12 protein-coding genes and 3 riboswitches are annotated in these 13,109 nt (G+C 74.1%); of the genes, 11 read left to right on the top strand and 1 reads right to left on the bottom strand.

Going from position 1 to position 13,109, the window contains the following annotated elements:
• Positions 1–29: 29 nt before the first annotated feature.
• On the bottom strand, positions 30–1,139 hold the full coding sequence (locus ACFY2K_RS16910; protein ID WP_387712060.1) for an FAD-dependent oxidoreductase: 1,110 nt from the start codon (positions 1,137–1,139) through the stop codon (positions 30–32).
• Positions 1,140–1,265: 126 nt separating this feature from the next.
• Between ACFY2K_RS16910 and ACFY2K_RS16905 the strand changes: the two genes are divergently transcribed.
• From ACFY2K_RS16905 to ACFY2K_RS16855, 11 genes are all read left to right on the top strand, one after another.
• Positions 1,266–1,859 (top strand): TetR/AcrR family transcriptional regulator, encoded by a 594-nt coding sequence (locus ACFY2K_RS16905; RefSeq protein ID WP_387712057.1) that lies wholly within the window; start codon positions 1,266–1,268, stop codon positions 1,857–1,859.
• A gap of 112 nt (positions 1,860–1,971) precedes the next feature.
• A riboswitch (cobalamin riboswitch) is annotated at positions 1,972–2,120 on the top strand.
• A gap of 98 nt (positions 2,121–2,218) precedes the next feature.
• Positions 2,219–3,325 (top strand): peptidase, encoded by a 1,107-nt coding sequence (locus ACFY2K_RS16900; RefSeq protein ID WP_387712054.1) that lies wholly within the window; start codon positions 2,219–2,221, stop codon positions 3,323–3,325.
• 29 nt (positions 3,326–3,354) lie between these two features.
• On the top strand, positions 3,355–3,852 hold the full coding sequence (locus ACFY2K_RS16895; protein WP_380524491.1) for a flagellar hook-length control protein FliK: 498 nt from the start codon (positions 3,355–3,357) through the stop codon (positions 3,850–3,852).
• Between the two features lie 160 nt (positions 3,853–4,012).
• Positions 4,013–4,157, top strand: a riboswitch (cobalamin riboswitch).
• Positions 4,158–4,265: 108 nt separating this feature from the next.
• Complete coding sequence (locus ACFY2K_RS16890) at positions 4,266–5,822, top strand: prenyltransferase/squalene oxidase repeat-containing protein (RefSeq protein ID WP_387712051.1); 1,557 nt, start codon at positions 4,266–4,268, stop codon at positions 5,820–5,822.
• The gene (locus ACFY2K_RS16885) at positions 5,819–6,919 is read left to right on the top strand and encodes a hypothetical protein (RefSeq protein ID WP_387712048.1); all 1,101 of its coding nucleotides are present in this window, start codon (positions 5,819–5,821) and stop codon (positions 6,917–6,919) included. Before ACFY2K_RS16890 ends, ACFY2K_RS16885 begins: the two co-directional genes overlap by 4 nt.
• Before the next feature lie 4 nt (positions 6,920–6,923).
• Positions 6,924–8,144 (top strand): CbiQ family ECF transporter T component, encoded by a 1,221-nt coding sequence (locus tag ACFY2K_RS16880; protein WP_387712045.1) that lies wholly within the window; start codon positions 6,924–6,926, stop codon positions 8,142–8,144.
• Positions 8,141–9,784: an ABC transporter ATP-binding protein gene (locus tag ACFY2K_RS16875; RefSeq protein WP_387712042.1), complete on the top strand. Its 1,644-nt coding sequence runs from the start codon at positions 8,141–8,143 to the stop codon at positions 9,782–9,784. Before ACFY2K_RS16880 ends, ACFY2K_RS16875 begins: the two co-directional genes overlap by 4 nt.
• Positions 9,781–10,569, top strand: coding sequence for an ECF transporter S component (locus ACFY2K_RS16870; RefSeq protein ID WP_387712039.1), 789 nt, complete (start codon positions 9,781–9,783; stop codon positions 10,567–10,569). Before ACFY2K_RS16875 ends, ACFY2K_RS16870 begins: the two co-directional genes overlap by 4 nt.
• Positions 10,570–10,591: 22 nt before the next feature.
• Positions 10,592–10,716, top strand: a riboswitch (cobalamin riboswitch).
• A gap of 37 nt (positions 10,717–10,753) precedes the next feature.
• Positions 10,754–10,972, top strand: a complete 219-nt coding sequence (locus tag ACFY2K_RS16865; protein ID WP_380524497.1) for a CbtB-domain containing protein — start codon at positions 10,754–10,756, stop codon at positions 10,970–10,972.
• A 26-nt stretch (positions 10,973–10,998) separates the two neighbouring features.
• Positions 10,999–11,874 (top strand): CbtA family protein, encoded by an 876-nt coding sequence (locus tag ACFY2K_RS16860; protein WP_380524498.1) that lies wholly within the window; start codon positions 10,999–11,001, stop codon positions 11,872–11,874.
• A complete protein-coding gene (locus ACFY2K_RS16855; protein WP_387712035.1) occupies positions 11,871–12,668 on the top strand; it encodes a (2Fe-2S)-binding protein in 798 nt (265 codons plus the stop codon). Before ACFY2K_RS16860 ends, ACFY2K_RS16855 begins: the two co-directional genes overlap by 4 nt.
• Positions 12,669–13,109 lie beyond the last annotated feature (441 nt).

Genomic DNA, 13,109 nt, shown 5'->3' with positions numbered 1-13,109 from the left:
GCCGCCCGGCCGCCCCACCGTACGGTGCTTCAGGAGGCCGTCGCGGGGACGAGGTGGTCGAGCCCCTGCGCGCTGCCCGTCGCGGCCTCGATCGAGCGCGGCAGCATGACGTTCTCGTAGGCGCGGACGGCGTCGTCGACGCCGGATTCGGCGGCGAGGGCGTGGGCGAGGTCGGCGCCGTCGAGCATGGCGAGGTTGGCGCCCAGCCCGACGGGTGGCATCAGGTGCGCGGCGTCGCCGAGCAGTGTGACGCCGGGGACGTGCTCCCAGGTGTGCGCGGCGGGCAGGACGAACAGGGACCGGTGGACGAACCCGCGGTCGCTGTTGCGCAGGAGGTAGCGCAGGCTCTCGTCCCAGTCGTCGAACAGCGTCAACAGATGTTCCTGCACGGCCCGTTGGTCGCCGAGGTCGACACCGGCGGCCTCGTGCCAGTCCTCGGGCGCGCGGAGCGCGATGTAGGCGCGGATGTGGCCGTTGCTGTTGCGCTGGGCGACCAAGGACCGTCCGGCGCCCTTCGCCAGCATCGATCCGTTGCCGACCAGCCGGGCGAGGTCGGGATGGCGGGTGTCGCAGTCGTCGAATCCGGCCTCGACGAAGGTGACGCCGGTGTAGGCGGGTACGGCGGGTGACAGGGCCGGGCGCACCCGGGACCAGGCGCCGTCGGCACCGACCACCAGGTCGAAGTCCTCGGCGGTGCCGTCGCCGTAGTGCAGCCGGCAGGTGCCGTCCGCCAGCGGGGTGACGCCGGTGACGGCACGGTCCCACCGCACCGTGCCCTCGGTGAGCGAGTCCAGGAGCAGACCGCGCAGCTGGCCTCGGTCGATCTCCGGTCGGCCGCCGTCGGCGGAGGGCCCCTGCTGTGCCAGGAGGGTGGCGGTGGCGAAGTCGAGCACGCGCCACTCGTCTCCTTCGGGGCGGGCGAGGGCGTGGAACCGGTCGAGGAGCCCCGCCGCACCGAGCGCGGCCTGCCCGGTGCCGGGATGCATGTCGAGGGAGCCGCCCTGCGGGCGGGAAGCGGCGGATGCCTCGCGTTCGAGGACGGTGACGGAGCGGCCGTGCTGCTGGAGGACTCGGGCGCAGGTGAGGCCGCCGAGGCCGGCGCCGACGATGGCGATGCGGGGATCACGGGCAGAGTGCATGGAAGTGCCCCTCGGGAGGTGGGTCGGTCGCCGGGTGGCCCGGCGCATCACCAAGAAACCACACTCGCTCAATAAGTGCAATGACTACACTTTTGCAGCGAATGCACTTCGCGGTACGGTGGGCGGGTGACCGAACCGACCGGGCGCCGCGAGCGCAAGAAGGCCCAGACCCGCCAGTCCCTGGCCGACGCCGCACTCGAACTCTTCCTCGAACGCGGCTACGACCAGGTCGGCGTCAAGGACGTCGCCGACCACGCCGACGTCTCGGTGACCACCCTGTTCAAACACTTCTCCGGCAAGGAAGCCCTGGTCTTCGACCAGGACGACGAACTGGAGGCAGAACTCGTCGCTGCCGTGCGCGACCGCGCCCCCGGCACGTCGATCCCCCGGGCCCTCCGCGAGCACATGCTGCGGAAGCAGACCCAGCTCGCCGTCCACGCCACCGACCCGCGGTTCGCCGACTTCACGCGCCTGGTGCAGGAGACCCCCGCACTGTGCGACTACGCCCAGCGCATGTGGACGCGCCACGAAGCGGCCCTGGCCAGGGCCGTCGCCGAGGCGGTGGGCGCGCCCGAGGACGACGTCAGCTGCGCCGCCCTGGCCCGCTTCGCCCTGGAGGCCCGCAGCCTCGTCCTGCGGCACGCCGACCCGCGCCGAGCCGCCGACGAGGCCTTCGCGCTGCTCGAACACGGCTGGGCGGCCGCCCACCCGGGCACCTGACCGGTCCGCCGGCCGCCGGCCGCTCCGCTGCGCGTGGTGGCGCTGCGCGCCGCGTGGGCCACTCCTCACGCCTGCCGGGCGCCGTGGTGTCGCGCTCGAACCCTTGACCGGATCTTTTCCGTATCGCCATGATGGGCCGTCAAGTTGTGACTCCGCCCTCGGGGGAAGTCCGGTTCGAGTCCGGCGCTGACCCGCAACGGTAGGCCTCCGACTCCGCGTCGGTGGCGAGCCCGAGTACCCGTCGGCGGAGGTGTGTCGTCCACTCCTCCCGTCGTGGTCTGCGGGCCGGAGCTCAGAGGGCTGCCCGGTGCGTCGCCGAGGCCCTCCGGGCCCCTGTGTGCGGGCCCGGAAAGGTCTCCATGCCCGCGCTCCGCCGCACCCTCGGTCTGCTCGCGATACCCGCCCTCGCCCTTGCCGCCGCGCTCCCGGCGGCCACCGCCGCGAGTGCCGCGCCCGCCGCCCCGACCTCGTCCGGGACGTTCCGCCCCGACGCCGCCGCGGGCGGCTGGCTGGCCCGCCAGCTCGTCGGCGGCGACCACTTCGAGTCCGTCTTCAACGGGACCGCCTACCCCGACCAGGGCCTGACCATCGACGCCGTGCTGGCCTTCGCGGCCTCGCGCAGCTCCGACGACGCCGCCGCGAAGGCCACCGCCTGGCTGGCGAAGCCCGAGGTCATCAGCGGCTACCTCGGCGATGGCACCACCGAGGCCTATGCGGGCGCGACCGCCAAGCTGCTGCTCGCCGTCGAGGTCCGCGGCGGGGACCCGACGGCCTTCGGCGGCGTCGACCTGCCGGCCCGGCTGCGCTCGCTGCAGACCGCCGGAGGCCGCTTCTCCGACCGCTCCCAGTGGGGCGACTACAGCAACGCCTTCGGCCAGTCCCTCGCCCTGATCGCCCTGCACCGCACGCCCGGTGACGCCCCGGCGGCGGCCGTCGACTTCCTGGCGAACAGCCAGTGCGCGGACGGCGGCTTCCCGGTCTCCTTCGGCCAGGCCGCCTGCACCAGCGACCCCGACGCCACCGCGCTCGCCGTCCAGGCCCTCGCCGCCACCGGTCGCGCCGCCAAGGCGAACACGGGACTCGGCTGGCTCACCGCCCACCAGAACGGCGACGGCGGGTTCGCGGCCGCCGGGGCGACCGCCTCCAACGCCAACACCACCGGCCTGGCCACCCAGGCGCTGTTCTCCGGCGGGCGCCTGGCCGCCGGGTTCAAGGGCTGGAGCCGGCTGGTCAAGTTCCAGCAGGACTGCTCCGCCGACCAGGCGGTCCGCGGCGCCGTCGCCTACGACGCGAGCGGTTTCAACGCGGGCAACGGCGCCCGGGCCACGGCACAGGCCGTCCTCGGCCTCGCGGGCACCCCGCTGGCCACGCTGTCCGCCGCCGGTGCACGCCCCGGCGCCCCTACCCTCGCCTGCCCGGCCACGGACACGGCCAGGGACACGGCCACGCCCACGGCCGTGCGCTGAACGAGCCTGACTCCAGGAGGATTTCACCGATGACCGACACCTTCACCGCGGTCCGCCCGGCCCGCCGTGCCCGCCCGGCCCGCCGTACGCTCGGGTCGATCGCCGCTGCGGCGGCCCTCACGGCCGGCCTGCTCGGCGTCTCCGCCGTCCAGGCCCCGCAGGCGCGGGCGGACGCCTGCACCGGCACCACCGGGGTCACCGTCGTGGTCGACTTCACCGCCGTCGGCGGCGGCGTCCAGACCGGCTGTGCGCCCGGCGACCCGGCCAGCGGCCTGGCCGCGCTGACCGGGGCCGGTTTCTCGTACTCCTTCCACCCGCGCTTCCCGGGCTTCGTCTGCACGATCAACGCCCTGCCGACGACCTGCACCAACCCGACCGGCAGCGCCTACTGGTCGTACTGGCACGCCCAGCACGGCGGCCCCTGGTCGTACAGCAACCTGGGCGCGGGCAGCTACAACCCGGCACCCGGCGACGTCGAGGGCTGGTCCTTCGGCGCCGGTGCCCAGCCGGGCATCACCGCGCCCTGAACCGCGTCCTGAACCGCGTCCTGAACCGCGGACGCCGACCGGTGCCCCGGCTCCTCTCCCGGGAGGGGCCGGGGCACCGGTGACCCCCCCACCGCTGCGCGTCAGCCCCGGTGCCGCACCCGGGTCCTCCCGCTCGGCCACCGCTGACGCCTCATTGACTCTGCTTCGGTCAACGTGGTCTGATGAACCGATTTTTTGCCCTCGGCATTCAGGGGAAGCCGGTCCAACTCCGGCGCTGACCCGCAACCGTGGACCCACCTGAGGGTGGGTGAGCCGGAATGCCTGGACCGGGGGTGTGTTCACACAGCACTTGCGTCGTCGCGGACTACGACGTGGTCTCGACGGTCCCGTGTTCCCCGTGGGCGGCCGTCGGCTGCGCCGTTTCTCCCGTGTCGACCGACCAGGGAGTCGTCGTGAGGGTCAGCAGCAGTCGTACACGTCACAGAAACCGGGACCTCGCCTCGCTGGTGGTCGCCGGTGCCGTCGCGGTCGCCGCCTGCGGTACGGTCCTGCTGGGGCACCCCGAGAGCGCGGCAGCCCGGCCGACGATCCCGGCCCTGACCGGTGCCGACCTCACCACCGCCCGGCACGACGCGGACGGCCCCACCGCCACACCGACCCCGCCTGCCGGGAGGAAGCCGGACGCCGCCAAGGGGAGTGCCTACCTCACCGACCCGTCCCGCCTGACGGACGGTCACTACTACGAGGGGTTCCCGGCCTTCGCCGACTTCGGCCTGACCATCGACGGGGCCTACGCCCTCGCCGCGACCGGTACGGACGACGCCGCGCTGCGCAGGATCGTCGACTTCCTGGACCAGCAGGGCAAGGACGCGAGCGCGCGCACCGTCAACGACTGGACCGCCATCGGCACCGAGTACGCCGGCGGCGGGTCCATCGGCAAGGAGGCGCTGCTCGCCGAGGCGGTCGGCCGCAACCCGCGGAACTTCGGCGGCCACGACCTGATCGCCGCCCTCGCCGCGATGGTGTGCACCAAGGCCGACGCGAGCACGGGCTGCGACGCCCCGGGCAACTACACCTACGCCACCTCGGTCTTCTCCCAGGCGCTCGCCGTCATGGCCCAGCTCCGGGCCGGAGAGTCGACCGGTGCCGCTCCCGCGATCGGCTATCTGAGGAGCCTCCAGCACCCGGACGGGTCCTGGCCGAGCCTGATCCCGGCCGCCGGTGACGCGGATGTGGACAGCACGGCCATGGCCGTCATGGCCCTCGCCCTGGTCCCCGGGGACGAGGCCGCCCAGGCGGTCGAGAAGGGCCTCGGCTGGCTCGCCGCACGGCAGTTGCCCGACGGCGGCTTCCCCGGCGCGGCCGGCAACTCCACCAACTCGGCCGCGCTGGCCGTCCAGGGGATGACGCTGCGCAAGGCCGCCTACGGCGGACAGATCGCCAAGGCGCTCGACTTCCTCGCCGGGCAGCAGAACGGTGACGGCGGGTTCAACGTCGCCTCCACCGGGCAGCGGGGGTCGGACGTCCGGGCGTCCACGCAGGTGCTCGGCGGCGCCACCGGCATCTCCTTCGGCACGCTGTCCCGCGACCTCGGCGGCTCGCCGACGCCGACCGGGACGCCGTCCACCACTCCGTCCGGCACGCCGACCCCGACGAGTACGGTCACCCCGACGGGTACTCCCTCCACCACTCCGTCCGGTACGCCCACCCCGACCGGCACCTCCACCCTGACGACCACGTCCTCCGGGACCCCGACGGGCTCGCCCACCACGACCGGGCCCGGCCCGACCACCGGCGCGCCGTCGTCCGGTGGTGTCGACGCCCCGTCGTCCGGCGGTGCCGATGCGGCCGGAGGCGTCCCGGTGCAGACCGGTTCGGACCACCTCGCGAGCACCGGAACCCAGGCACTGGCGCTGACGGCGGCCGCCGGTGCGCTGACCGCGCTCGGTGCCGCTGCCGTCATCGTCGCCCGTCGCCGCCGGACGGCCGCCCCGGGGCGTCACCGGTGAGCCGGGGACTCGGGCAGCGGCTCGCCCGGCTGTCCGGGGCGGCGGCACTGACCTCGGCGCTGGCATTCGGCGGCCTCGCCGTGGGCGCGGTCCCGGCTGCCGCTGCGCCGTTGCCGATGGAGCAGTGCACCCCGACCTCCGGGGTCGTCCTCGCCGTGGACCTGAGCAAGTGGGGCGGCCCGCTGCTGCGCTCCTGCGGCTCCACGCCCACCACCGGCTACACCCTGCTGAACCAAGGGGGTTGGAAGACCACCGGCACCGGCCACGACGGCCCGGCCTTCATCTGCCGGATCGGCTACAGCGGTTACCAGGGCGGCAAGCAGTTCCCGACCCCGGACCAGGAGAAGTGCGTCCTGACACCTCCGGCCACCGCGTACTGGTCGTACTGGCACGCCGATCCGGGCCAGAACGAATGGTCCTACAGCCAACTCGGGGCGATGCTCTACCAGCCGAAGCCCGGCAGCGTCGACCTGTGGATCTACGGCGGCACCAACGTGGAGGGCACCGAGGGGCGTCCGACCTTCCCGCCGGACAGCGTCCGGGCCCACAACCCCAGTCCCGGCGGGCAGCCGGCCGACCCGGGCCAGGGCACGACGGGCGGCTCCGGCGGAGCGGCGGGCGGATCCGGTACAGCGGGCGGATCGGGCACGACGGGCGGCAGCGGTACGACGCGTGGCGGCGGCTCCGGCTCGACCGGGGGTGCCCCGGCCCCGGCCGCACCCCGGCCGGGCGGAGCCCGTCCGCCCGCGCCCGCCGCGACCCCGGGAGCGGGTACGGGTACGGGTGCCGCCGACACCCCCGCGGACGGCATCACCCCGCCGGGCGCGCCCGAGCCCACGCCGGTTCCGGCCGAGGTGTCCACCGCCCCGCCGACCGAGACCCCGAGTGACGGGCCGACACCGCAGACGGCCGTGGCCGCGGCCGGGGCGACGTCCGCGCCCGCCGTGCCAGGCGGGGTGGTGGACGCCGACCCGGTGGCCGACGCCCCGCACGACTCCGGCTCGGTGGTTCCCGCCGTACTCGGGTCGGTCCTCGTCGTGGCGCTGGGCGTGGCCACGGTCGTGGCCGCACGGCGCCGTCGCCGACGGGCCGAGTGATCCGGTGAGCACGTTCGACACCCGCGGTCCCGGCTCCCCTCCGCGTGCCGCCGGGCGGGGTGCGGGGGGCCGGCGCGCCCCGCGCAACCTCCACCCGCTGGCCTGGTGGGCCTGGGCGCTCGCCCTGGCGACCGCGGCCAGCCGCACCACCAACCCCTTGCTGCTCCTGCTCGTCCTCGCCGTGCTCGGCTACGTGGTCACCGCCCGCCGCAGCGAGGCCCCGTGGGCCCGCGGGTTCAGCTACTACCTGTGGCTGGCGCTGACGGTGGTGGCGATCCGGGTGGTCTTCCGATGCGTCTTCGCCACCGGTATCACCCCGCACGACCACCTGCTCTTCTCCCTGCCGCACATCCCCACCCCCGACTGGTACGCGGGGATCCGGATCGGCGGCCCGGTCTCGCTGGAGGCCACGCTCTCGGCGGCCTTCGACGGGCTGCGGCTGGCCTGTCTGATCTGCTGCATCGGCGCCGCGAACACCCTCGCCAACCCCAAGCGGTCCCTGCGCGTCCTGCCCGGGGCCCTGTACGAGCTCGGCGTCGCCGTGACGGTGGCGCTCAGCGTCGCGCCCCAGCTGGTGCAGAGCGTCCAACGGGTCGCCCGGGCACGGAGGTTGCGTGCGGGGGGGCGCAAGGGCGTCCGCGCCCTGCACAGCATCGTGGTGCCGGTCCTGGAGGACGCGCTGGAGCGTTCGCTGGGCCTCGCGGCCGCGATGGACTCGCGCGGCTACGGGCGTTCCGGCACCGCCTCGCGCCGCTCCCGCCGGCTCACCGGGGTGCTGATGCTGCTCGGCATGTGCGGCCTGTGCGCCGGGGTGTACGGACTGCTGGACGGGACGGCCCCGGCCGCGCTCGGCCTGCCCGCCTTCCTCGCGGGTGCCGTGCTCTGCGTGGCGGGTCTGCTGCTCGGCGGGCGCCGGGTGCGGCGCACCACCTACCGGCCGGACCGCTGGCGGGCGGCGGAGTGGGGCGTGGCCGGTTGCGGAGTGGCCGCCGCCGTGCTGCTCTTCGCCACCGTCGGCTACGACGCCACCGACCTCAACCCCTCCCTCTACCCGCTGACCTGGCCGACGCTGCCGCTCGTCCCGGTGCTCGCCCTGCTCCTGGCGGGCGCGGCCGGGATCGTCTCGCCGCCGCCCGGCCGCACGTCCGAACGGACCGCACCGGCCGCACCGAAGCCGCCCGTACGGACCCGCACCGACCGCACGACCTCCGAGGTGAGCACGTGATCCGATTCGACCGGGTCGGCGTGGTGTACGACGGCGAGAGCACGCCCGTCCTGCGCGACGTCGACCTGCACATCCCGGAGGGCGAGCTCTGCCTGGTGGTCGGCCGTACCGGGGCGGGCAAGTCCACCCTGCTCGGCGCCGTCAACGGCCTCGTGCCGCACTTCACCGGCGGCACCCTGCGAGGCCGGGTCACCGTGGACGGCCGGGACACCACCCACCACCCGCCGAGAGAACTCGCCGACGTGGTCGGCGTCGTGGGACAGGACCCGTCGGCCGGCTTCACCACCGACACGGTGGAGGAGGAACTCGCCTACGTCATGGAGCAGTTGGCGATCCCCCCGGAGGTCATGCGCAAGCGGGTCGAGGAGACCCTGGACCTGCTCGGCCTGGCCGAGCTGCGCCACCGCGCCCTGCACGAGCTCTCCGGCGGCCAGCAGCAGCGCGTCGCCATCGGATCAGTCCTCACCGCGCACCCCCGCGTGCTGGTCCTGGACGAGCCGACCTCCGCGCTCGACCCGACGGCGGCCGAGGAGGTGCTGGCCGCGATCACCCGGCTGGTCCACGACCTCGGGGTGACCGTCCTGCTGGCCGAGCACCGCTTGGAGCGCGTCGTCCAGTACGCCGACCGCGTCGCCTACCTGCCGGGGGACGGGACGGTCGTGCACGGTCCGCCCGCCGAGGTCTTCCGGGACACCGCGATCGCGCCGCCCGTCGTCGACCTCGGCCGCCTGGCCGGATGGCGGCCGCTGCCGCTGTCCGTCCGGGACGCCCGCCGCGCCGCCGCACCGCTGCGGGAGCGGCTCACGGACGTACCGGTTCCCCCGCCGCGCCGGGCAGCGGCGGCGGGGGAACCGGTGCTGGAGGCGAAGGGCGTGGTGGTCCGGTACGGGCCTGTGGCCGCCGTCCGGGACGTCCGGCTGGACCTGCGCGCGGGCGAGGTCATGGCGCTGATGGGCCGCAACGGCTCCGGCAAGTCCTCGCTGCTGTGGGCCCTCCAGGGCTCCGGGCCCCGCCAGGGCGGCAGCGTGAAGGTCACCGGTGCCGGGAGCGGGAAGGCCGAGGACCCCAAGCGCCTGCCCGCGGCCAGGGCCCGGCAGCTGGTCGGGCTCGTCCCGCAGACCCCCACCGACCTGCTGTACCTGGAGACGGTCGCCCGGGAACTCGCCCAGAGCGATGCCGAAGCCGAGGGCGCCGACGGGCCGACCGCCCGGCAGATCCTGGACCGCCTGGCCCCCGGGATCCCGGACGACACCCACCCCCGGGACCTCTCCGAGGGGCAGAAGCTGGCCCTCGTCCTGGCGATCCAACTGTCCGCCGCACCAAGGGTCGTGCTGCTGGACGAACCCACCCGGGGGCTCGACTACCACGCCAAGGAGGCGCTCACCGGCATCGTGGACGCGCTCGCCGCCGAAGGCCGTACGGTCGTCGTCTCCACCCACGACGTCGAGTTCGTCGCCTCCGCCGCCGACCGCGTCGTGGTGATGGCCGAGGGCGAGATCGTCGCCGACGGGCCGACCGCCCAGGTCATCGTCGCCTCGCCCACCTTCGCCCCGCAGACCGCCAAGATCCTCGCCCCACTCGGCTACCTGACGCCCCGGCAGGTCGCCGAGGCCCTCGAACCGGCGGAGGCCGCGCGATGACCGCCGTACGGATCCCCGGCCGGGCCCGCGTCGTCGTCGCCCTGGCCGCCTTCATCGGCCTGGTCGCCTTCACCTGGCCGTTCGTCGTCGCACCCGGGAAGTTCGGCTCCAACTACGCCCCGCCGCTGATCTTCGCCGTCCTGCTCGTCCTGGTCCTCGCCGTCGTCATCGCAGAGATCTCGGCCGGCGGCATCGACGCCAAGGCGCTCGCCATGCTCGGCGTCCTGTCCGCCGTCAACGCCGGGCTCCGACCCCTCGGCGCCGGGACGGCCGGTGTGGAGACGGTCTTCTTCATCCTCGTCCTGGCCGGCCGCGTCTTCGGCCCCGGCTTCGGCTTCACCCTCGGCTGCACCTCGCTGTTCGCCTCCGCCCTGCTCACCGGCGGAGTCGGTCCCTGGATGCCGTACCAGATGTTCGGCTGCGCCTTCGTCGGCATGCTCGCCGGCCTGCTGCCGAAGACCCGGCGCCGCCGGGTGGAGGTGCCCGTGCTGGCCGTGTACGGGGCCTTCTCCGGCTACCTGTTCGGCTTCCTGCTCAACCTGTCCTTCTGGCCGTTCTCCACCGACCCGAACAGTTCGATCGCCTACCTCCCCGGTCTGCCCTTCACCGAGCAGTGGCACCGCTACCTGCTGTTCGACCTCGCCACGTCGCTCGGCTGGGACACCGGCCGCGCCGTCACCACCCTGACCGCCGTGCTCGTCGTCGGGCCCGCCGTCCTGACCGTCTTCCGCCGAGCGGCCCGCCGCGCCAACTTCGAGCCCACCGTGCGCTTCGAGGCCGATTGACGGCCCCGGCGGGCAGGCCTACTCTGCCGGATGTAGTGATGGCGTAAGGAAGCCGGTGGAACTCCGGCACGGTCGCGCCACTGTGAGCGGATCGCCCTTCGGGACGGCCCGCGAGTCAGATACGACGCCATCACGATTCGCCCCAACAAGAGCGGGACGCACGATCCCCGAAGGAGGCTCCACCGTGAGCACCAGTATGCCCGGACCCTCTGCCCTGCCCGTCCCGGTCGTGGTGCCGGCGTCCAAGGCCGTCGCCTGGCTCGTCGTCACCGCGTTCCTCGCGCTGGCCGTCTACTACTTCATCGGCGTCGACCAGGGTGCCTACTCCGTGTTCGGCAAGGACATGCACATCCACGAGTTCGTCCACGACTCGCGGCACTTCCTCGGCTTCCCCTGCCACTGACGAGCGGAAGCAGCGAACAACCAGACATGGAGAAGAAACTCATCCTGCGCGGCGTGCTCGCCGGCGCAGTGGCCGGCCTGCTCGCCTTCGTCTTCGCGCGGATCTTCGCCGAGCCGCAGATCAACGCGGCGATCGAGTACGAGAGCGGTCGTGACGACGCGCAGGGCCTGCTGGACAAGGCCGCCGGGCTGCCCATGGACATGGGCGGACCGGACATCTTCAGCCGCACCGTCCAGGCCAACGTCGGCATCGGCGCCGGCATGATCCTGTTCGGTGCGGCGATGGGCGCGCTGTTCGCGGTGGCGTACACCGTGTGCCTCGGCCGGACCGGCAGGCTCCGCCCGCGCAACCTGGCGATGCTGGTGGCCCTGGGCGGGTTCCTCGGCCTGTACCTCGTGCCGTTCGTCAAGTACCCCGCCAACCCGCCGGCCATCGGACACCCCGACACCATCCGCGACCGCGGCAACCTGTACCTGGCCATGGTCGCCTGCTCGCTCCTGTTCCTCGTGCTGGCGGTCTGGCTCGGCAAGCGCCTCCAGGCCCGGTTCGGGAACTGGAACGCCACCCTGCTCGCCGCCGGCGCCTTCGCGGCGGCGATCGGCATCGTCATGGCGGTGCTCCCCTCGCTCGGCGAACTCGCCGACAACGTCCAGCAGTTCGGCCATCACGCGACCGAGACGCCGCTGCCGCTGACCGACGACAAGGGCGCCATCGTCTACCCGGGCTTCCCGGCGGACACCCTGTTCGAGTTCCGCTTCTACTCGGTGGCCGCGCAGCTGCTGCTGTGGGCCGCGCTGGGCCTGCTCTTCGGACCGATGGCCGAGCGAGTGATCAACGCCCGTACGGCGGCCGCCACGGCGGTCCCGGCCGAGTCCGGCTCCGAGCCGGTCGGCGCGGCGTGACGCACACCCGACCGAGGGCCGCGACGCCGCAGCGCGTCGCGGCCCTCGGGCCGTTCTTCGCCTACGAGACCCATGGGGCCGAGGGGAGCCACGAGACCCGCCGGGCCCATGAGACCCATGACGACGGCGCAGTCGCCGTGCCGTGGCGGCCGATGGCCGAACTCCTCGACGATCCAGCGGTGTTGGGGGAGCGGGTGGCCTTCGCCCGGAACCACCTCGCGGCGGCGGGGGGCCGTCCGCCCGAGGCGGTCGAGCAGCGGGTGGCGGCCTCGGTGACCCACCTGGGGCTGGTGGCGCGGCTGCTCTCACCCGCGTTCGCGGTGGCCGTCCTGGACGGGGCGCTGCTCGGGTACGGGCTGCCGGAGGCGAGGTGGCAGCCGACACCGGGCGGCCTGTTCCCGCTGTCGCTGCCCGCCCGTGACGCCGTTCCCGTCGCCGACCGGGCCGAGCTCGCCGCGCGGTTCGTGGCAGAGGTGCTGGACGGGCCGGTGCGGGAGCTGGGCGAAGCGGTGGCCGCCTACTCCGTCTCACCGCGGATCCGCTGGGGCAACGTCGCGTCGGCGGTCAACGGCGCGGCCGCGGGCGTCGCCCGCTCGCGGCCGGAACTCGGCCTGGAGGAAAGGGAGTTCACCAGGCACCTGCTGGCGGTTCCGCCGCTGCGCGGGGCCGGCACCGTGGCCGCGGACGGCACCGGCTTCCGCCGCCGCAGCTGCTGCCTGATCTACCGGGCCGCACCCGACCGGGCCGGCGCGCTGTGCGGCGACTGCGTCCTGGCCGGACCGCCGGCCGCCTGAGCGGAGCAGGGGCGCTCTCGGGCCTGAACGCCTACGCCCCCTTGCCCGGCCGTCGGTCCCCGGGTCGCCGCGCGGACCATCCGACTGCCCACCGAGGCCCTGATCGGCTGGCCGGCCGATCGAAGGGGTGACCGGCCGTACGGTTTTCGGCCAAGTGGGTCGCGGGCGCCGGGCCGTTCCACGACTCCGCTTAGGGATACCTGCGGGCATGTTATTGAACATGTCCCTGACAGGAGTGTCCGGGCGGTGACAGCCGGACGCTGTGACCGGTGTTCCGTTTGGAGGCACGGCGGTTCGGTGGATCCGGCCAAGGTGTACCGGCCCTGTTCCGTGGGGTCCGTCGTTCGCGGAGGATTCGTTGCCCGAGTCCTCCGGTCGGGACCGGAGGAGCGTGGACACGCGTCCTGCCGTGCCGCGGGTCCGGCGGACGTCAACGGGGTT

The sequence above is a fragment of the Kitasatospora sp. NPDC001309 genome (assembly GCF_042896295.1).
Taxonomy (GTDB): Bacteria; Actinomycetota; Actinomycetes; order Streptomycetales; family Streptomycetaceae; genus Kitasatospora.
The sequence above is the reverse complement of the archived record's forward strand: the minus strand, read 5'-3'. Positions and strand labels throughout refer to the sequence as shown.